General features: G+C 40.8%; 13 protein-coding genes. 2 read left to right on the forward strand and 11 right to left on the reverse strand.

The annotated features are described in order from the left end of the window. Positions 1 to 20 precede the first annotated feature (20 nt). The 6 genes from NOS7107_RS14395 to NOS7107_RS14425 all read right to left on the reverse strand — a co-directional run bounded on the left by NOS7107_RS14395 (position 21) and on the right by NOS7107_RS14425 (position 8,935). Positions 21 to 2,429 carry a di-heme oxidoredictase family protein gene (locus NOS7107_RS14395; RefSeq protein ID WP_015113708.1) on the reverse strand — a complete coding sequence of 803 codons (2,409 nt, stop codon included), beginning with the start codon at positions 2,427 to 2,429 and terminating at the stop codon, positions 21 to 23. A gap of 1,786 nt (positions 2,430 to 4,215) precedes the next feature. Next, entirely contained in the window at positions 4,216 to 5,568 is a 1,353-nt protein-coding gene (gene mgtE, locus NOS7107_RS14400; RefSeq protein ID WP_015113710.1) for a magnesium transporter, read from the reverse strand. Between the two features lie 532 nt (positions 5,569 to 6,100). Further along, complete coding sequence (locus NOS7107_RS14410) at positions 6,101 to 6,457, reverse strand: type II toxin-antitoxin system PemK/MazF family toxin (protein ID WP_015113711.1); 357 nt, start codon at positions 6,455 to 6,457, stop codon at positions 6,101 to 6,103. Continuing rightward, positions 6,457 to 6,729 (reverse strand): ribbon-helix-helix domain-containing protein, encoded by a 273-nt coding sequence (locus NOS7107_RS14415; protein ID WP_015113712.1) that lies wholly within the window; start codon positions 6,727 to 6,729, stop codon positions 6,457 to 6,459. The genes NOS7107_RS14410 and NOS7107_RS14415 overlap by 1 nt, the downstream gene beginning before the upstream one ends. Before the next feature lie 604 nt (positions 6,730 to 7,333). After that, the gene (locus tag NOS7107_RS14420; RefSeq protein ID WP_015113713.1) at positions 7,334 to 8,269 is read right to left on the reverse strand and encodes an SDR family NAD(P)-dependent oxidoreductase; all 936 of its coding nucleotides are present in this window, start codon (positions 8,267 to 8,269) and stop codon (positions 7,334 to 7,336) included. A gap of 57 nt (positions 8,270 to 8,326) precedes the next feature. After that, the gene (locus NOS7107_RS14425) at positions 8,327 to 8,935 is read right to left on the reverse strand and encodes a TetR/AcrR family transcriptional regulator (protein WP_253274443.1); all 609 of its coding nucleotides are present in this window, start codon (positions 8,933 to 8,935) and stop codon (positions 8,327 to 8,329) included. Between the two features lie 223 nt (positions 8,936 to 9,158). Between NOS7107_RS14425 and NOS7107_RS14430 the strand changes: the two genes are divergently transcribed. After that, a complete protein-coding gene (locus NOS7107_RS14430) occupies positions 9,159 to 12,389 on the forward strand; it encodes a glycoside hydrolase family 15 protein (protein WP_044499993.1) in 3,231 nt (1,076 codons plus the stop codon). A gap of 85 nt (positions 12,390 to 12,474) precedes the next feature. Here the strand turns inward: NOS7107_RS14430 and NOS7107_RS14435 are convergent, their stop codons facing one another. From NOS7107_RS14435 to NOS7107_RS14455, 5 genes are all read right to left on the reverse strand, one after another. Continuing rightward, positions 12,475 to 13,110, reverse strand: coding sequence for a cyclopropane-fatty-acyl-phospholipid synthase family protein (locus tag NOS7107_RS14435; RefSeq protein WP_015113716.1), 636 nt, complete (start codon positions 13,108 to 13,110; stop codon positions 12,475 to 12,477). 41 nt (positions 13,111 to 13,151) lie between these two features. After that, the gene (locus tag NOS7107_RS14440) at positions 13,152 to 14,507 is read right to left on the reverse strand and encodes an APC family permease (RefSeq protein WP_015113717.1); all 1,356 of its coding nucleotides are present in this window, start codon (positions 14,505 to 14,507) and stop codon (positions 13,152 to 13,154) included. Between the two features lie 187 nt (positions 14,508 to 14,694). Beyond that, on the reverse strand, positions 14,695 to 15,963 hold the full coding sequence (locus NOS7107_RS14445) for a cell wall metabolism sensor histidine kinase WalK (protein ID WP_015113718.1): 1,269 nt from the start codon (positions 15,961 to 15,963) through the stop codon (positions 14,695 to 14,697). An 11-nt stretch (positions 15,964 to 15,974) separates the two neighbouring features. Beyond that, a complete protein-coding gene (rppA, locus tag NOS7107_RS14450; protein ID WP_015113719.1) occupies positions 15,975 to 16,661 on the reverse strand; it encodes a two-component system response regulator RppA in 687 nt (228 codons plus the stop codon). A gap of 244 nt (positions 16,662 to 16,905) precedes the next feature. Then, the gene (locus NOS7107_RS14455; protein ID WP_015113720.1) at positions 16,906 to 17,232 is read right to left on the reverse strand and encodes a YkvA family protein; all 327 of its coding nucleotides are present in this window, start codon (positions 17,230 to 17,232) and stop codon (positions 16,906 to 16,908) included. A 218-nt stretch (positions 17,233 to 17,450) separates the two neighbouring features. On the opposite strand from NOS7107_RS14455, the gene NOS7107_RS14460 reads away from it, so the two are divergent. Beyond that, a complete protein-coding gene (locus tag NOS7107_RS14460) occupies positions 17,451 to 19,628 on the forward strand; it encodes an ATP-binding protein (RefSeq protein WP_015113721.1) in 2,178 nt (725 codons plus the stop codon). Positions 19,629 to 19,854: the final 226 nt, after the last annotated feature.

The raw sequence follows: 19,854 nt of genomic DNA on the forward strand, positions 1-19,854 counted from the left end.
CAACATCAGATCAAGAGGCTTTACAACTCTCTCAAGAAAGCGATAATTGCTCTTTGATCATCGCGTGTGAGAGAACGGAAACGAGCCATAACCTCTTTTGCTTCACTTCTGCGAGTATTGGAAAGAGGACTGTTATATGGTGGGCAAATAACATTCTGAGGTGATGGGCCGTAGTCTACGACAATCTTGTCACTGCTGGTAAGACTACCGTCATAACCAAGTTTGTTGACGACTTTACCACCGGGAGGTACAGGGCATCCACCACCAGGCAGGGTAGATGTCTTAGAGTCATCGGGTGCAGGTAGATCATGTAACTCAATAGCTGCGAGTAGTGCTTCGTCTACATTGCGAACAACCAAAGGTTCATTGGTTACTTCTCTATTGGTAGTTACAGTACCTGCGGGTGTAGTGTCACGGTTGAAGGTACTTAAGAAAACACGCGCATCGTGCATGAATGGAGGGCCAACTCTACCAATACCAGTCAGAGGTGGTGTGCGGAACTGATCACCCAAAGCAGTGGCTTGCTGGTTTGTGAAGGAATCACTAGCAAAGTTACGCATTAGGTCATAGGTCATGAAGGTAGCAACATTGTTACCACTTGGCCTTTGACCAAACACATCAGCACGGCTGACAAGAAATGGATCGCGGGGAATTGGCGAATTTCTCTCAACATCAATAACTGGGCCTCTATGGATATTAATATCTGAGAATAGAGGAGCCCAACGGTAGCTAAGAGCATCTACAAGTGCCTGTGCATCAGGCCCCAAGGACGGGTCGCCATTAGCTGGAGACAACCCAGTTCTTTGAATTGGAGTATGACAGTTAACACAACCAACCATGCGATCGTTCTGGTTAATCGCATTGCCATCTAGACCATCGCCACCTCTAGGCATCTTACCGGCAATCGTCCGGTTACTAAATGCAACTAAGTCAACACCAAACAACTGCGCTCCTCTTTGAACTCTAGCCGCTGGATTGTTGCCAGGTAGAAGTCTAGAAGGATCTTTAGCTCTGAGTACGGCCAAAAGGTTTCTACCGAATTCTGGGGGAGCAGTCGAACGGATGAAATTGCGCTCACTAAATGGTACGCTGACATCCAACTCAAATTGATCAGGCGCAGGCCCATCCGGTATGAGATTTCGGCACTTGCTATTGTAGGGAGCAATGGCGGGGTCAGCAATAACTTGCTCAACTGGAGAGAACAGGTTAGTCATACTCAGACTACCGAACATACCCCCAAGAATAAACTGCAACATCTCCGAACCATTGGCACGTAAACCAAAACGCCCTACCCCTGTAGCAAGGAGTTCGTTTTGTCGTTGTTGTTGCTGCGCTACGGGGATATTGCTAGGAATTGTATTGATCTGACCTGTAACGCAATCACCGGTACACTGAAATAAAGCAGTTTTGATGGAGGATTTGTCACCTCTAATATCGTTGGGGTCAGCAGCGTTGATAATATCCTGGTTGGGAATTGCTTCTATCAACCCACGACCAATATATGGAGGGCCAGCTAGTTCAGTAATCGCACGTCTAAATCCAATTGAACTCTGTTGGGTAGCTGGATTAAAGCCAACGAGGTTTCTATCTTCCGAAACGCTGGGGATAGCATCTGGCTTGCAATCTATAGTTGGGTCTAAAGCTTTCAGCTGTTCATTGGGCGGGCGGACATGCTGCAAGAAACCACTATAGTTCTGCCCAAAACCTGTTACGCGATTGATATTCCCATTCAACGGGTCGAAAACGTTCGCCGATGCTGAATAGTCTCCAAATACTGTAAAGGCTCCGGTTCGTCCTGTATTGTTGACTGCATCTAACTCTCCACTGGAGGCTATGCTCAGACGACCTAAGCTCACAGAACCATCTGAATCGACTGGATCTAAGCGGCTACCAGGCGCTCTACCGCCATTAACTTGAGTATCACCCGATACAAAACTAAAGTTAGTGGGGGTTGTCCTGTTAGCTCTACTGACGTTAGAAACACCTGTGAGCAGGCCTTCATTGGGAACTGTCTCAATGGCATTCAGGTGACAACCTGCACATCGAGTTTGCATGGAGGTTGACCCGAAACCATTCTCAACTCTGTTTGGAGTTGTAAAGAAGGTAGAACCTTCTAGTACTCTTTCCCGAATTGAGTTTGGTATAGAAGGATAAAGCAATGTATCCAACTGAGCCAAAGTACTCACAGGGGTCAGCCCGACATCGCCAAAGGTATCACGGCGCACACGCTCTACCGGACGCAGGGGGCGAGTTGGAGGTTGAACCACGAAGTTGGATGCAACTTCTTGTCGGCGGCGTGCAATCAAAGTTGCATCGTCAGGAAGGGGAATCTGACCGAAAACCTTTTGTGGGTTTATATAGCCAATGAGTACTGAAAGGCCTAATGATAAACCCACTATCAATAAGAGAAATCTTTGTTGTTTTCGCATTAACTAAGTTCCAAACTTATTTAATATTTGAGTAATACAAACTCAAGGCTACCGATTCCGTATTAGGACTAATACAAACTTAAAGCTACATATTCCTCATGGGATTTGTAGCTTTTTCGTAACTGAGTACGAAGAAAACAAGCAAAGCATCGATCCCAATACTTTAGAACTTAAGTTCGCAAATACCTGGGTAACTAATTACACTGTATATTACTACAATATCAGAGTAAAAGGAAATTTTTATTAAGTATATACTGTTAAATATTTCTACATAAACTATCGAGAAAACATCAAGATACTATGAAGTTAATGTCCCGCTAAAGTTCAGTTTATGTAATCTTTAAATTCAAATTATTTCCCTCATAAAGTTAAAAAAATCTTTAAAGAAAGAAACATTCAGAAAGAATATGCTGCTAGAAAGCAAATGCTTGTAGGCTGGATATCTACAGCTAGAAATTGGGTGAAATAGCCCGGAATTAGAGACTTTACTAGTCTAGGCTTCATCTTTGCATTACTTAATTGAGCCAGGCATATTGCTTGCCCCACAATAGTTTTCTTAACTTTAAATCACTTAGTTTAGTGCATGATATGGCAGAGCGAAAGATACTCTACCTTAAAGTTTGCTGATGAATTTGCTGGTCAAATACTAGACACACAGCGCAAGGCTTTCATGTCCAGTTTCAATATTGAATATTTGTATCTATTAAGATTGACTTTCCAACAATATTATGTGTTGAGAATTTTGATAGATGTTGCTCATCCATAATCTATTTTGTAAAAAGCATATCGCTTTCCATCAGTAAATAGATTTAACAAAATTTCACTCACAATATTAATTAATACTGAAAGTTGAGAAAAATTCTCAAAAAGTAGTTTGAGGAAAAACTAAACTCTAAATCTAATAAAATGGCAGGTATTCCTAAACTATTGCATAAAGATTCGTTCCTCGCGTCTTGGCTCGAAACAAAATTAATTGCACTAATTAGCAACACCTAAATTTGAATGATAATATTGACGCAATAGCTTTGAGGCTTTGAACATTTGCTGTTCATCTCAAACATGGATGTCTTCGTCACTAATATACTTAAAATCAGACTTACACACAGGACACGGAAAACAGAACCACAGAGGACAGAGAACAAACGTAGGGAATAGAGCTTTAGCTGTTTTTGCGTAAGTCTTAGTATTAAATTATCATACCAAACATCACACGCTATCCAACTGAATTTCACATTAAGTTAAGATGCGTTTGCATTGTAATATTGTGTTCGGTGAAAGACTTATTATTAAGGTCGTTTCTCCTTATGGACGATATAGCAGGTGACAGAGTTAAAAGTCTGATATAGCAGAAGGCAGGAGGCAGGAGGAAAAGTCTTATTATTCCTGGCATTCAAGCTTTCAAATTGTCCTAACATATCTGACTACCGCTATATTGTCTAGGTTTTATCGTTTACCAATGTCCTAAATAATATGGCTACGGCTATATATTCCAATACGGTTCAGTTAAGGTGATGAGAGTTGATTTCTCAATTTCTGCTTACCTATCAGACAATCAGCAAGATTTGGGGGAGAATCCCCCAATCCCCCTCCAAAATCATTCTTGCGTTTTTGGTTGAGTAATTATTTTTTGGTTTTGTTGTGATTTAGTTTTCTTATCTGAACCGTATTGGGTTATATTCCATTCAACTGCAAACCGCTATAATCGCCGAGTCTAGGCGATTGATTTGCGGCAGACATATCACAAGTAATTTGCCAGACATGATATGACTCTTGAATTCTGCTGTAATTACTGTGGTAGATGAAAAACCCGTAAAGCTACAGAAATTAAAGTTAGGAAGGTTAAAAAGCCGATAGTATCTAGCATAGTGGTGACTAACGGCCCACTTACCAAAGCTGGATCAAGCTTGAGGCGTTTCAAACCCATTGGTAGTAGTGTACCGAGAGTTACGGCCACCATTGTATTGGTAGCCATAACTGTGCCGGCAATTAAACCCACCCATCTTTCTTGAGGTTTCGCCCAAATCATTGATAGCGCCATCATGGTTAAGGCTAAAACTACCGCCGTACCCAAACCAGCGAGAACTTCTTTACGAAGAATTTTGAAAGTATCTCTGGGTGTGACTTCACCTACACCTAAACCTCTAATTGTCACAGTTAAGGCTTGAATTCCCACAGTCCCGCCGGTGTTAGAAAAAATTGGCATGATCACGGCTAAAACCGGGACAGCTGCAATTACCGATTGAAAAGGTGCGATCGCACTTGCCGCACCTATATATAATCCCATAATTGCTAACAACCAGGGTAAGCGCTTTCGCATCGTGACTAAGGGAGGAGACAAAGCTTCTTCATCACCACTTACCCCGGCTAATTTTTGAATATCTTCGGTAGCTTCTTCTTCTAAAATATCAATCACATCATCAATGGTAATGATGCCGACTAATCGATCTTCCCTGTCAACTACTGGGATAGCGATTAAGTCGTAACGCTTCATGATTTGGGCAACTTCTTCTTGCGGTGTTTCTGTTTTTACCTTAAGAACGCGATCGCTGGCAATATCCCGAATATAAACATCAGGAAAGGTAAACAATAACTGACGCAAGGAAACTACTCTAACAAGTTTGCGGTTATTGTCTGTAACATAGGCATAGTAAATTGTCTCTTTGTCTTCGTCTTGGCGGCGAATTTTGCTTAAGGCTTCCCCAACAGTCAAACCTTCTTGCAACCGCACATATTCTGTGGTCATTACCCGGCCAGCTGTACCTTCGGGATAACCAAGAATTGTGGCTGTGGCTTGTCTTTGTTCAGGACTTAACTGTTGTAATAAGCGTTTGACTACCCCAGCAGGTAACTCATCAAATAATTCTGCCCGTTCATCAGGACTCATCGCCTCAACAATCTGCACTACCTGAACATCATGCAGTGAATTAATTAGTTCTTCCTGCAAATCGGTTGGTAGATATTCAAAAACATCAATTGCTTGGGATTTATTTAACAGGCGGAAAGCGATCGCTCGCTGTTTTTCTGGTAATTGTGTAATATATTCCCCGACATCCACGGGTTGTAACCGATTTAAATCACACTTAAGTTGATTTAAATCACTGACATCAAACAGTGAATCACGAATATCCTGTATGAGCATGATACCTCCTATGTGCCTCCCCCGCGCCGAGAGACACGCTCACTAGCTTAGAGGAGGTTCGTACTGCCGTCTTGTGGACTTTTGTCCATAAAATCTCAACAACTCAATATCGATAGCCAATCAAGGCATCGCTAAATGATCATCGTAACTTGGAATCGCGCGATCTGATCAATTTTCAGTATCTATGTACTTAATTAGTGAGATTATATACAAGTACATCATTGATCACCCTGATTTTCTGTTAGCTAGTGTCGATTTTACTATTGCTAAAATTTGTGTCAAGCAAATGTAGCGGTTTGCTGGCAAAATTTACAGAGTCAAAATATTTACATATCCTCATTACTATTTGCTTGAAGATTAAGGGTAAATTTGTTAGCTCTCATGACAACTCTCAAACCCACCGAATTCTTCAAACCTAAGCTTTTTAGTACTATCTCAAGCGCCTGTAGGTTGGGTGAAACGAATTGGAAACCCAACAAAATGTGTAAATAAAACCGGATAATTTTTAACTCAGTAGGTTGGTGAAAATATTTCACTCCTCTTCTGGCATTGGTAAATCTAAGGCTATCAACAAAGCCTGAGATAAATGAGCCATTACCAACTGTGAAACTGCGCCTCTTAAACGTAAAAAGCGGGTTTTAGATAATACCCGCACTTGATCTGCCATTGCGATCGAATCTCTCTTAAGTCCACCATCAGGTGCTAAAATTAACACCTGAGTTGGATAAACTCGCTTTCCTGATTGATAAGTAGTGCAGGGAACTGCTAAAACGACCGGACTCGAAGAATTAATTGCATCACGACTGACAATAATCACTGGGCGAGTCCCTCCTTGCTCTGAACCTTCATTGGACTCTAGTCGAGCATCATAGACCTCACCCCTTCTCATTACAGAGATTCCTCTAACAGAAAAGCCTCCCACTGAGCAGCGGCGAATTCAGTTTCTAGTTTGAGTACCTCTGCCTGATAATCATTATCGCTGGCCATTTCTGCTAAAGCAGCGTCAATTGCGGCTCTTTTCTGTGCTGCTAATTCTCGACGTATTGCTTGCACCATAAAATCATTACGACTTCTTGCTTTGCCTTCTAAAACTGCCTGGTCAGTTGCTTCTAAAAGTTCCCGTGGTATTGCTAGTGTAGTGCGAACGGATTCGGCTTTCATGTAGTGATGATTATTTGGATGTCTTCAGTGACGACTTCTATGATATCACTCTTAATCGCACTCCGACCCTTGGAGTTCTACTGAAGACCTTGTAGCAACTAAAATTTTGACCCTACAGTAGTACCTAATCAGTAATAGAAAAGACTTTTGGTCTCGGTAAGGATATGTTCACATTACATATTGAGTGACAAAACTTAGCCATAGTCAAAAGTCCAGCTTCCATCAATATCTTAGGAATCTAGACTAATGATGAGCTACTATTTTCTACTTAAGTAGCAAGAGTTAGTTTGCGGTTAATCGTCAGTAATTAGGCAGAAAATAAATTTTTTTTGTGACTTTGCCTGAACCAATGGCTTTTTTGAGTGAACCATCTGTGCCAAATTCAAGCTTGACCATCGAAATTGCCCGAAATCGGACAGATAGAGTTGCCGGACAAAATCAGGCATAATCCTTAAACAGCGAGGGATAGAGGAAAACATACATCAAGGCAGTAAATAGAAAAACCCTAGCTCACCACTAGCAGGGTTTTCTTTTTCAGTTCGATAGAATTTTGACTGCTTAAGAGAAAGCGCGTATGGTTTGACAAACTTTACCGAACATTTTCTTATTTGCCCGTGTTTTGCGCCTTTTTATTAAATTCAAATTTCATATCGGTTAGTTTTTCCGATACTTCCCATAGTTTTTTAGCGATCGCTTGGTCTTTGGATAACTCGTTTGATTCGACTTTTATTGGATAGCCGCGGATCTCCATAAACCCATTGGGGCCGAAATATTCTGCGCCTTTTAAGCCTGCTTCGGTTGCCGCCCGCAGGGTTGGTAATGCGCCCATCGTGATGTCTTGAGCAACGATGCCGTTGAGATATTCCACAATGCCACCCGCAGTTCTCTGCAATTCGGTTGCCGTCCAGCCCGGATGCGAGGCGGTTACAAGTGTGTCGATACTGTGATCTTTTAGTTTGCGGTCGAGTTCGTAGGTGAAATAAAGGTTGGCAAGTTTGCTGTCGCCGTAGGCTTTCCATTTAGCATAACTTCTCTTTTCCCAATTCAAATCATCGAAATCTATTTTGCCTATATTATGTGCGCCGCTCGAAACATTGACAATTCGTGAGCCTTTGGTGCTGATCAAAAGTTCCAAAAGCTGTCCCGTCAAAGCAAAATGTCCGAGATGATTAGTGCCGAACTGCAATTCAAAACCGTCCGTCGTTTTGGCATACGGCGGAATCATCACACCCGCATTATTAATTAGTAAATCTAGATGCAAATAATTTTTCTTAAAGTTTTCAGCGAAATTTTTAACTGATGCTAAATTCGCCAAATCAAGTTCCATCACCTTTACGTCGGCATCTTGATTCTGTTGCAGAATTTTTGCCAATGCCTTGTTTCCTTTGTCCAAATTGCGAACCGCAATGATTACAGACGCTTGTTTATTCGCTAAAACCCGTGCCGTTTCATAACCGATGCCGCTGCTAGAACCCGTGACAATTGCTACTCTCCCTTTTTGACTCAGAATATTTTCCGCGTTCCATTTTTCATTTTTCATTTTATTTACTCTCCTAAATTAATCGAATGTTCGTTTAATTAACTCTTAAAAAAAGAATTAATTCGTTACTGCATCCCACGCAATTTTATAGGTGGTTTCTAACATTTCTTCATCCAAAATTAAAGCACCACTAAAATGCTCTTTTATCAATCCAGTCAGAGGCGCAAAGGTAAAAGCGGTAAAAATTTCCAGAGAAATATCCTTAAAAACCTTCTCCTCTTTACCACGATTGAATAAATCTAGCATTGGCTGGAAATAGCTCAAACTTTCATCTTTGCAAATGCGGTCAACCATCGGGGAATTAGCAAATTGCTCCGTAAAAGCAAATCTGACCGGATTATTAATCGCGTATTGATAATAATTATTCCAGACTATTTTAAAGGCTTGCTCTACCGATAGGTTCTGGTTGACACCTTTCAAAATTTCTGCGCTCATTTCCTGCTTCACTAACAAATATAGTTTATTAAGAAGATTTTCTTTGTTTTCAAAATAGACATATATCGTTGCGGGTGAAACATTCGCGGTTTTGGCAATTTTCGACATCGAAGTATCAGCAAAACCATTGGCAGTAATCAGTTCGATTGCCGCATCACAGATGGCTTGATTTTTTTTATTGTCTTTGTGCCTCATAATTTCTATAATAAACGAGCATTCGTTTATTGGCAAGTAAAAAACTTTGATGCTACAAAGCCGAGATCCCTGCAATATATAAGAATTTCCACAAATTTCTATTTTCAGTGAGGATTCTTTAACAACTGTGTAACTAAATGGCTACTAACACGAGATAATAAGTAGTCTCTACTACCCTTAGCTGTCATCTCGTTGCCGATTACAGAACAATTCTCTGCACAGCCATAGGGTGAAATTTTGCCAAGTTTCTTGAATGAGTATGAAAACAGCCACCGAATTACAAACTCGACTGGAGCATTACTACCAGCAAATCAAAACCATCATCCTCACGCGGCAAAGTCCGATTACTGGTTTGCTACCTGCGAGTACAGCTATCACTGCTCATGGTGATTATACAGATGCTTGGGTCAGAGACAATGTTTACAGTATTTTGGCTGTTTGGGGTTTGGCGCTGGCGTACCGCAAAGTTGATGAAGATAAGGGACGCACTTACGAACTAGAACACAGCGTGATTAAGCTGATGCGTGGGTTGCTATTTGCGATGATGCGACAGGCACATAAAGTTGAGCAGTTTAAACATACTCAGTCACCTTTAGATGGCTTACACGCCAAATATAATACGGCGACGGGCGATATTGTCGTTGGTGATGATGAGTGGGGACATTTACAACTTGATGCCACATCTATATTTATCCTAATGTTGGCGCAAATGACCGCTTCAGGATTGCCGATTATTTATACGATTGATGAAGTAAACTTTGTGCAGAACTTGGTTTACTACATTGGACGAGCTTACCGCACACCCGATTACGGCATTTGGGAACGGGGTAATAAAATCAATCATGGTAGTGCTGAGTTAAACGCTAGTTCTGTAGGAATGGCGAAAGCAGCACTAGAAGCCATAAATGAACTAGATTTATTTGGGGTGCGGGGAAGTCAAGCATCGGTAATTCATGTGCTACCTGATGAAATTGCCCGCGCCAGAAGTACCTTAGAATCGTTATTACCGAGAGAATCTGCATCTAAAGAAATTGATGCGGCACTGTTGAGTATTATTAGTTATCCGGCTTTTGCCGTGGAGAATGTCGAATTACGCGATTCTCCCAAGGAGACGCTACGCGAGCGCACTTTTAACGATATCATCAACAAACTCCAAGGCAAATACGGCTGTAAACGCTTCTTGCGTGACGGACATCAAACTGTTTTAGAAGATAACCAGCGCTTACATTACGAACCTTGGGAATTAAAGCAATTTGAGCATATCGAATGTGAATGGCCGTTATTTTTCACTTATTTACTACTTGATGGCTTATTTCGGAATGATCAAAAACAAATTCAACAATACCAAGAACTTTTAACATCATTATTAGTAGAACGCGATGGCTATTATTTATTACCAGAACTATATTATGTCCCAGCAGACAACATAGAAGCAGAAAAGTTAGCACCCCAAAGTCAACCACGATTACCGAATGCAAACATCCCTTTGGTGTGGGCGCAAAGCTTATATTTTCTCGGACAAATGTTAAGTGAAGGTTTACTGGCTGTGGGTGATATTGACCCATTAGGTAGACATTTATCTATGGGAAAAACCCGCGAAGCCCTGGTACAAATTGCCTTATTAGCCGAAGATGATGACTTACAAGCAAAACTAGCAGTTCAGGGAATTGAAACCCAAACCCCCAAGCAAGTAGAACCAATTCAAGTTAGACAAGCTGGGGAATTATCAACTATTTATACTCAAATTGGCCGCAATGATAAACTCGGTTTAACTGGGCGACCAGTAAGAAGATTGCGGAGTTTAACTACATCCCGCATCTTTCGGATTTGTGGGGAAACAGTAGTATTTTTGCCATCATTTTTAGATGCTCAACAGTTTTATTTAACTCTTGATTACCATTTTTTAGTTGATCAAATTAGAAGCGAACTTGCTTATATTCAACAATATTGGAGTGATTTAGGTCGTCCGATTTTAACTTTAATGTTGACACACACCATGTTAGAAATTGGTGCGGAAGCATTACTCGAACTGATGCAGGAACTCAAAGATGGTGTTTGCAATGGTGTGCGTGTCAAATTAGGTAGACTGAATCAGTTAATGCTGACAGGTGCGATTCAAAGAATTGATTTTTTGCAAGATGCCGAATTTTATCACTCAGCAATGCAAGATGCTGCGCCACATTGCCATTATTTGGCTTATCATCCCGGCAAAAGTTGGCGCTTAGGGCATACCCAAGAATTTCAAATGGAGTGCCAAACTAACTTAGGATTTTTATTGTCTGCTTTGCGGGCTTCGGAAAATCTTTATGAGCAAATTGAGTTATTGCAGACATTAACTCGCTTGCAAGGATTAGAATGTGACACCGGGTTTGCTGGCCCCCACCCTCGCGTGACAGTCGCTAATTTGCTGGATGAAGTTTACACCAAAGCCGGCGATTTAGGACTCTGGGCGGTAGTGCGTCGGGCGGCCGGGTTGTTACAGATGGTGGATATTGGTTTATCAGATGCTGTTACTAGTATTTTGGTGCGTGGTAAGCAGATAGCTGTAGGGAGAGCGTACAGCGAAGCATCATTGATTACTGTACCCATGCCTCATAACGAAATTACTGAGAAAATCAAGCATTTTTGTCGTGAAGATATCCGCGATCGCGTTCTCACACAAGAAATCTTACTGTATCTTGGGACTCTAATTCGTTCGGAAACAGAATTATTTCAAGGACTGCTAACTTTACGCGTTGGTTATCTCATCTTATTAATTACCAGCGAACTAGCACAAGAATTGCGCGTTACCCAAGATGAAGCCTACGAAAAGTTAATGGAACTTTCGCCCTTTGAAATCAAAATGCGCTTACGTCAGGTATTAACTGGTTATACAGGAGTGAGTAACTTGTTGCGCCAACAGGAATCATTGCACGTTAAGCAAAAAGAAAGCGATATTGAATGGGTGGTGCTACCCACAATTGCAGAAGAAATCGAAGTACCTACTGGTGGTTGGCGACGTTTCCGCCAAGCGGAGGGGGCTGTTAACCGGGTACCCAAAAACTTTTTTCAGCAAGTTTGGCTGTTGATGAAACATTGCAAAGGCTTAGTAATTGGGGATAAATTAGAGCGCCGTAATCGTTTAGATAGTGAATTGATGTTATCGGAAATGACGGCTGGCGAAAAGAACTTTGCGCTGCGAGTTGAGCATTTATTAAATAAAATCGAAGCGCCAGAATATCGCCAAGTTAATATTGAAGCATTAATAGAATTAGGCGCGATCGCATCTAAAAACCCCAGCTTGCAAATTGAAGAATATATTGTGTTAGATGTGTTAATTGGCCATGCTGTGCGCTTGGCGTGGTTAGATGCACACCCAGAACGCAGCGATCGCTATGATGAAGATAAAGCAAATGCGTGGCGATCTTTCTACAATACTTCACCCCAAGATTGCGCGACTTATATTCTTAAAGCTTTCAGATTCTTGACAGAGTTTGTCAGAGAACATTAAACCCACATTCCGCAAATGAAGGGTTTGGGAAAGGGTGTAGGTATTACAAAGCCCTACACCCATATACCCAGCCTTGTAATATTGCTTATCGCAAATTAGCTGGTACTTCTTTTGGCACTACCCAATAGTAAATAGTCTTTCCATCTACTTGTAGTGTTTGTTGTGGTTTCCAGTCGCCCATATCAAAAGCGTGAGAAACAATTCTGGTACCCGGTTTGAGTTTTAATAATTCGGGGCGAAGTTTTTGGTTAACTTCGGGTAGTAGATACAGTGTGATGACAGTCGCTTCACTCAAATCAGTTTGGAATAAATCTTGCTGACGGAATTTTACTCGGTCTGTGACTCCGGCTTTTTGGGCGTTGGCGTTAGCTTCTTGAATCCGTTCGGGATTAATATCTATACCTACGCCGCGTGTACCATACTTTTGTGCTGCTGTCACGACAATTCGGCCATCACCACTCCCCAGGTCATAAAGCACATCATTTTTACCTACCTTGGCTACTTGCAACATAGCATCAACTACAGGCTGTGGTGTTGGTACATAAGGAACATCACCAGGGCGTTCTTGAGGTTGTGTTGTTGTCGGTGCTTCAGTTTGAGCCGTTAAAATAGGCGGTTGCACTTCTGCTGCTGAATCTTGTTGTTGGGCGGTGCATCCGGCAATTGCCAAAGTGGTGACACTCACACCTGTAATTAATGAAAGCAGAATTTTTTTAAACATGAATCTACTCCTAAAGCAAAAATAGGTGAATGTTGAATGAATTACGTTCTATTTTGGCGGTAACGATTCCACAGCAATAGCGGAATACCTGCGGCTACAACTAAAACCCCCACACCAGCGCCCACTCCGGTATACGCCAAGCTGGAATAAAGTAAGTAGCCGCACATCGCACAAAATAATAATGGTGTCAAGGGATAAAATGGGACGCGGAATGGTCGCTGAATTTGCGGTTCTCGGTGGCGTAGCACTAGCAGCGAGATACCGGAAAGTAAAAAGAAAAACCAAAATATCGGGGCGGTATAGTCCACCATTGTTTCAAAGCCTTTGCGGGTGAACGTACCTAACAAAACCAACGCCAAAGCGATCGCAGCTTGCAATAATAAAGCATAACTAGGTGTGCTTGGACGTTGCCGCCAGTGTCCCATAAAACCGAAAATGGCAAAATCCTGTCCTAAAGCGTAATTAGTCCGCGCCCCAGTAAATAAAGTAGCGTTCAGTGCGCCCAAAGTGGAAACTGCAATCAACAAACTGATAAACCAAGCGCCCGGTTCACCCCAAAACGCCCGCATTAAATCAGCCGCTACAGCTTGGGAATTGGACATATTTGTTAACCCCAATCCCCGCAGATAAGCTAAATTAATTAGCAAGTAAATTACAGTAATTGTGCCAATACTCCAAAGCAGCGATCGCACAATATTGCGTTGACGATTTTGAATTTCGGCAGAAATATAAGCGGCTTCATTCCAACCGCCATAAGACAACAAGACAAACACCATTGCTAGTCCCCAAGTTCCTGTTGCGGTAGATTCTACAGCCGTGGGAGCATTTGGCGTAATAGTTAAGCCAATTAACACTACTAGCAACAAACCGAGAACTTTCGCCACCGTCAGTAAGTTTTGCGTCCACTTACCTTGTTGTAAGCCGATAATATTTAACGCAGTTAAGAATGCGATCGCCATTGCGGCATAAATCGAAGTTGAAAAGTTTCCTAACTGCCAAATTTGCGAAGCATAGTCACCAAAAACAAACGCCAATAAAGCAATTGAGCCAGTTTGAATCACTGTCATTCGCGCCCAAGCAAATAAAAAGGCAACTTCTCGCCCAAAGGCACGTTTGAGATAATAATAAACTCCACCTACATCAGGATATGTTGTGGCTAACTCTGCGTAGCACAATGCACCTACCAGAGAAACCAATCCCCCAATCAACCAAAACAGCAGTACAGCAAAACTGCTTCCTGCTTGGGTTGCTACTAAAGCAGGAGTTTCAAAAATTCCTGCACCAATTACAATACCGACAATCAACGCTACAGCATCTGATAGTGTCAGTGATGCCTTGGGTGCTGCTTCCGTAGTTGCTAAACCTTCAAGTAATTTGTACTTTTCATGTCTACTCACATCGACTCCTGCTCGGTATTGAGTGTAATGAGCAATGTTGTGAAAAAATATCAATTACTTTTGATAGTGCGGGATAAATATGACATAAAAGTGACAACCATCGTCATTTTTCATCTTTTGTGAATAATAAAGATCACCGACTTCTTAAAGAAGTCGGTGATCTGAAGTGCTTGATTTTTATTTACTCTTAAAGTGGCAATTTAATTTGAAATATAGAACCCTTATCTAGTTCGCTTTTTACACTCAGATGACCGTTATGTGCTTCAATAATCTGTTGAGCGATCGCTAATCCCAAACCAAAACTATTTGCAGAATTTGTTTGATGTTGTTCTACTCGATAAAACTGTTCAAAGATATGTGGTAAATCTGTTGCAGCAATTCCAATACCATTATCTTTTACTTCAATAATTGCCTGATTGTATTTAGTAAATAAACGTAACTCTACCAATCCCCCTGGCGGAGTATACTTACAGGCGTTACTCAGCAAATTAATCACAGCTAAACAGATTAATTCGTCATCTAAACGCACCATAATTGGAGATTCTGGTAAATCACTCTTGAGGTTTAAATGTTTAGCGGCAGTCTTCACTGATGGGGAGTTTAATACTTCCTTCAGTAAGTCTCTCAAGTCAATTTTTTTTAATGATTCTGGAGTTAAACACCCTGTGCGGCGTGCCAGAAATAATAAATTGCCAATCAATGTATTCATCGATTTAGCTACATCTGCAACTTTTTCTAGACGCAGATGTTTACTAGCACTATCTTCCATTGGGGCGAGTAAGCCAACTTGAGCATTACTCAAAATTGCCGCCAAAGGAGTGCGTAATTCATGGGAAGCATGGGCTGTAAAGCGTTCAAGTTGTCTGTAACTTAGTTGGATGGGTTGCATGGCTATGCCGCTGAGAAACCATCCAGTTAAACTTGTGATTCCTAAAGCAATGAATACCGTTGATATTAATAAAAGTAAAAATCTATCGAGTAATTCTTGCACACGAGTCATGGGCATTGCCATTTGCAGATAGCCAATTAATTCACCTTTATGCTTCACTGGCAAGGTAATTTCCCGTAACCAAATAACTCCATCTAAATTATCGATAATTTTTAATGTTTGATAGGCAAATGTTTGGTTTAATTGTTCTTGTGGCATCTGCCCAAAGTAACGTTTTAATTTGCCCTTGGGGTCGTACCAACGAGCATAAAAAATTTCACTATCTGCTGCTGGTGGGTTATTTCCTAACACTGGTAAATGTTTGAGAAATAATTTTTTTTCTCCTTGGTAAATTTTGTACTGTACACCTGCGGTAATTACTCTAGATTTTTTGTATAAAAATAGGTCAATAACCTCTAACTGCTGGACTGATTCTTGATAATAAAGAATCCCAGCAAAAATTACGAGAATGCTACCCATTGAGAGAGTGAACCAACTAGCCAAGTTACGGCGGCTACGGTTGAACATAACTCAAAAATTTAAACGTTATTTTTTTGATCAGGATTAAGACGATAGCCCATCCCATAAATAGTTTCTAGCCAATCTGCTACATCTAGCAACTGTAAACGCTGGCGCAAACGCCTGACTAAGGCTGTTGTTGCATTACTTTCTGGTTCACTACCCCATTCCCATAAAGCTTGTTCAATTTGATCGCGGCTTAAAACTTGATATGGATGACGCATCAAATATTCTAGTAACTGAAATTCGCGGGTAGATAACTCTACTTTTGTTTCATCGCGTTCGACAATCTGTGTGGAAATGTGCAATTTTAGATTTGCAAGTTGGAGTTCCTCACCTTGCCAAATAGGCGATCGCCTACCTAAAGCCCGCACTCGCGCTAATAATTCAAATAAATCTGTCGGTTTGACTAAATAATCATCTGCACCAGCATCTAAGCCCGTGACTTTTTCCGCAGTGGTATCTTTTGCCGTCAAAATCAATACAGGAGAGGTTTTCCCTGCTTGGCGATATTGCCGACATAAATCTAAGCCACTGATTTCTGGTAGCATCCAGTCTAATATCAATAAATCATAGTCTCGCTGGGTAATTGCCCACTGAGCGATCGCGCCGTTTTCTAAACCATCTACAATATGTCCAGCTTGAGACAATGCTGTTTGCAAGGGTTCTAATTGGGCTGTGTCATCTTCTACCAGGAGTATTCGCATGGTTAGGTAGTATCAGTTTTTCCACGCTTGATTGTAGGAAATCTGACTCAGTAAAACTTCTGCCATCAGTGAGATTTTTGCCAAACTAGATCATCAGCCACTGGATAGTAGGGGAGTTAACTTTCTGGCGATCGCTAAATTTGAAATTAATGCCAAGCCTAATTTACTACATCTTTCTATGTTAAAAAAATATCCCCTGTTCGGTTTGACAAACAGAGGATTGATGTATTTTTTTGTAAAAAAACTATTTAACCGACACAGCATCAACATCAACGGTTTTTGCATCCGAAGTAGCATCATTTGAAGTATTGGCGGCATTAGCAGTATTCACAGAAGTGTCTACACCTTTACGCGCTTTCCAACCTTCAAGCACTAGTCCAGAAACTTCACTAACTAAGAGTGTCATGAGCAGAACATCGTCAATTTGACCAACGATGGGAAAAATATCAGGAACAATATCAATAGGGCTGACAAAATAAACTAGTGTTCCTAAAATCACCCACCAGCGATACTTTGGGTTGCGAATTAAATTGCGATACCAAGTGTATACAGCTTCAATTGAAAATTTCATTTTTTAGCCCTCAAGTTACCTTTTATTTTGACAAATTCTGTTGATAATTTCCGGTGGGAATAACCGTCCTAAATTAGTCTGGAAGATGCTACACCAGATCATCCGTAATTGATAAACATTAATTTTTACTGTAAATGTTGAGTTCGCTGTTACCTGTGGGAATACTAGCTCACGAAGTATCAATTTTAATCTATCCAATGTTGGAGGATAGAATTTAAATGACTAGAACTGACTCTCGCAAAGTTAAAGCTTTTCCATTACAACTGGTGCTGATTATTCCCTTCGCCTTACAAATCTTTGGTGCAGTGGGTTTAGTGGGCTATTTGTCATTTAAAAATGGGCGACAAGCAGTCAATGACTTGGCAGATCAGTTAATGAACCGGACTAATGGTATAGTGCAGCAGCATCTGGATGCTTATGTATCTATCCCCCATAAGATTAACCAGATTAATGCTGATGCGATCGCAATGGGATTGTTAGATATACGCGATCGCAAAACTATGGGTAAGTATTTCTGGAAGGAAATGCAGGCCTACGATTTAACTTACATTGGTATGGGATTGACTACAGGTGAAGGGGTAGGTGCAGCCCGTTACGATGGCAAAACTGTCACAATTGACGATTGGTCGGCTAAACTACCCAACAATGGACGCAACTACGCCACAAATCAACAAGGCGATCGCATCCACATCAATAACTCATTTGAATACAACAACTTTAAAGAAACTTGGTATACAGAACCAATAAAAGCGGGTAAACCAATTTGGTCGCGCATTTACACCTGGAATTCACCTGATGGTGCTTATATCAGTGCTGCGACTGGTCGTCCCATATATGACGCAAATAAGCAGTTATTAGGAATGGTTGGTGCAGACATCCATTTATTAAAGTTAAGTGAATTTTTGCGGCGTTTGGATGTTAGCGATTTGGGACAGGTGTTTATTGTCGAACGAAATGGTATGTTAATTGCCAACTCTAGTAAACAAGAAACTTTTTTGGTAATTAATGGTGAAGTTAAGCGAGTCAAAGCTACACAAAGTCCCGATCCAATAGTTAAAAATACTGCTAAATATCTTGAACGGAAATTTAATGGATTCCAGTCAATTACTGCACAAAAAAAACTGCAATTGAAACTTCCGAAAGAAACACAATTTTTATATGTCACTCCTTGGAGCGATCAATATGGACTTGATTGGTTAGTAGTAGTGAATGTGCCAGAAAAAGCTTTTATGGCAAAGATTAGCACCAATACTCAAATTACAATATTGCTCTGTTTAGCCGCATTAGTTTTAGCAACTTTTATCGGTTATTTAACTTCTAATTGGGTTATCCAACCAATTTTGCGAATCAATCGTGCTAGTCAGGTAATGGCATCGGGCAACTTAGAACAGACTGTCAATATTAGCAAAATTGAAGAACTCAATACATTGGCTCAGTCTTTCAATTATATGGCTGAACAACTGCGTCAATCTTTTGCTGCTTTAGAAAATAGTAAAGCAGAATTAGAAGACCGAGTGGAAGAACGTACTACCGAGCTAAAAACAGCATTAAGCGAATTAACCCGCACCCAAGCACAAGTAATTCAAAATGAAAAAATGTCGAGTCTTGGTCAATTAGTTGCAGGAGTTGCCCATGAAATTAATAATCCAGTAAATTTTATTCATGGTAACATTACTCATCTGAGCGAATACACTCAAAATCTGCTTCAAATACTTCATCTTTACCAAGAATGCTATCCTAATAAAGACCCAAAAATACAAGCACTAGCTGAAGAAATTGATTTAGAGTTTTTGATAGAAGATTTAGATAAGATTCTGCCTTCAATGAAAATAGGAACTGAGCGAATTCGTAACATTGTGCTGTCGTTGCGAAATTTTTCGCGCATGGATGAAGCGGATTTTAAAACAGTTGATATTCATGAAGGTATTGAAAGCACATTATTGATTTTGCAATATCGCCTCAAAGACAAACCAGAATCGCCGGGGATTGAAGTTATTCGTGACTATGGCAATTTACCTGAAGTGGAATGCTATCCTGGACAACTCAATCAGGTTTTGATGAATATTTTGGTGAATGCGATTGATGCTTTGGAAGAGTCAAGTGTCAATACTCAAAATTCAACAGTGCAGAAACCACAAATTACTATTCGGACATCAGCTTGTGATAGTCGATGGGTAGAAATTGCGATCGCTGATAATGGAACAGGAATGCCAGAACAAGTAAAAAACCGCATTTTTGACCCCTTCTTTACTACTAAACCTGTGGGGAAAGGTACGGGTATGGGGATGGCGATTAGTTATCAAATCATTAGCGAAAAGCATCACGGCAAGTTAGATTGTTTCTCTACTCCCGGACAAGGAACTGAGTTTAGAATTCAAATTCCAGTGAAACAGTAGTACTAACAAAGTGCTAAATGTAAATAACCTGAGTTCGGGGTCAGCCCAAACCATGATTCTATCATTGGCTGAAACTCCTAGGACTTACGCAAAATACCTCTCAAACTCTCATTTCTCTGTGACCTCTGCGCCTCTGTGGTTCGATTTTTTAGAACTGGTGCTTAAGACCAGCAGCAAAATCTTTTTAACCCGAACGGAGGTTAAATAATTCAGGATTGAGTCAGAG

Origin of the sequence: Nostoc sp. PCC 7107 (assembly GCF_000316625.1) — a bacterium.
Classification (GTDB): Bacteria; Cyanobacteriota; Cyanobacteriia; order Cyanobacteriales; family Nostocaceae; genus Nostoc_B.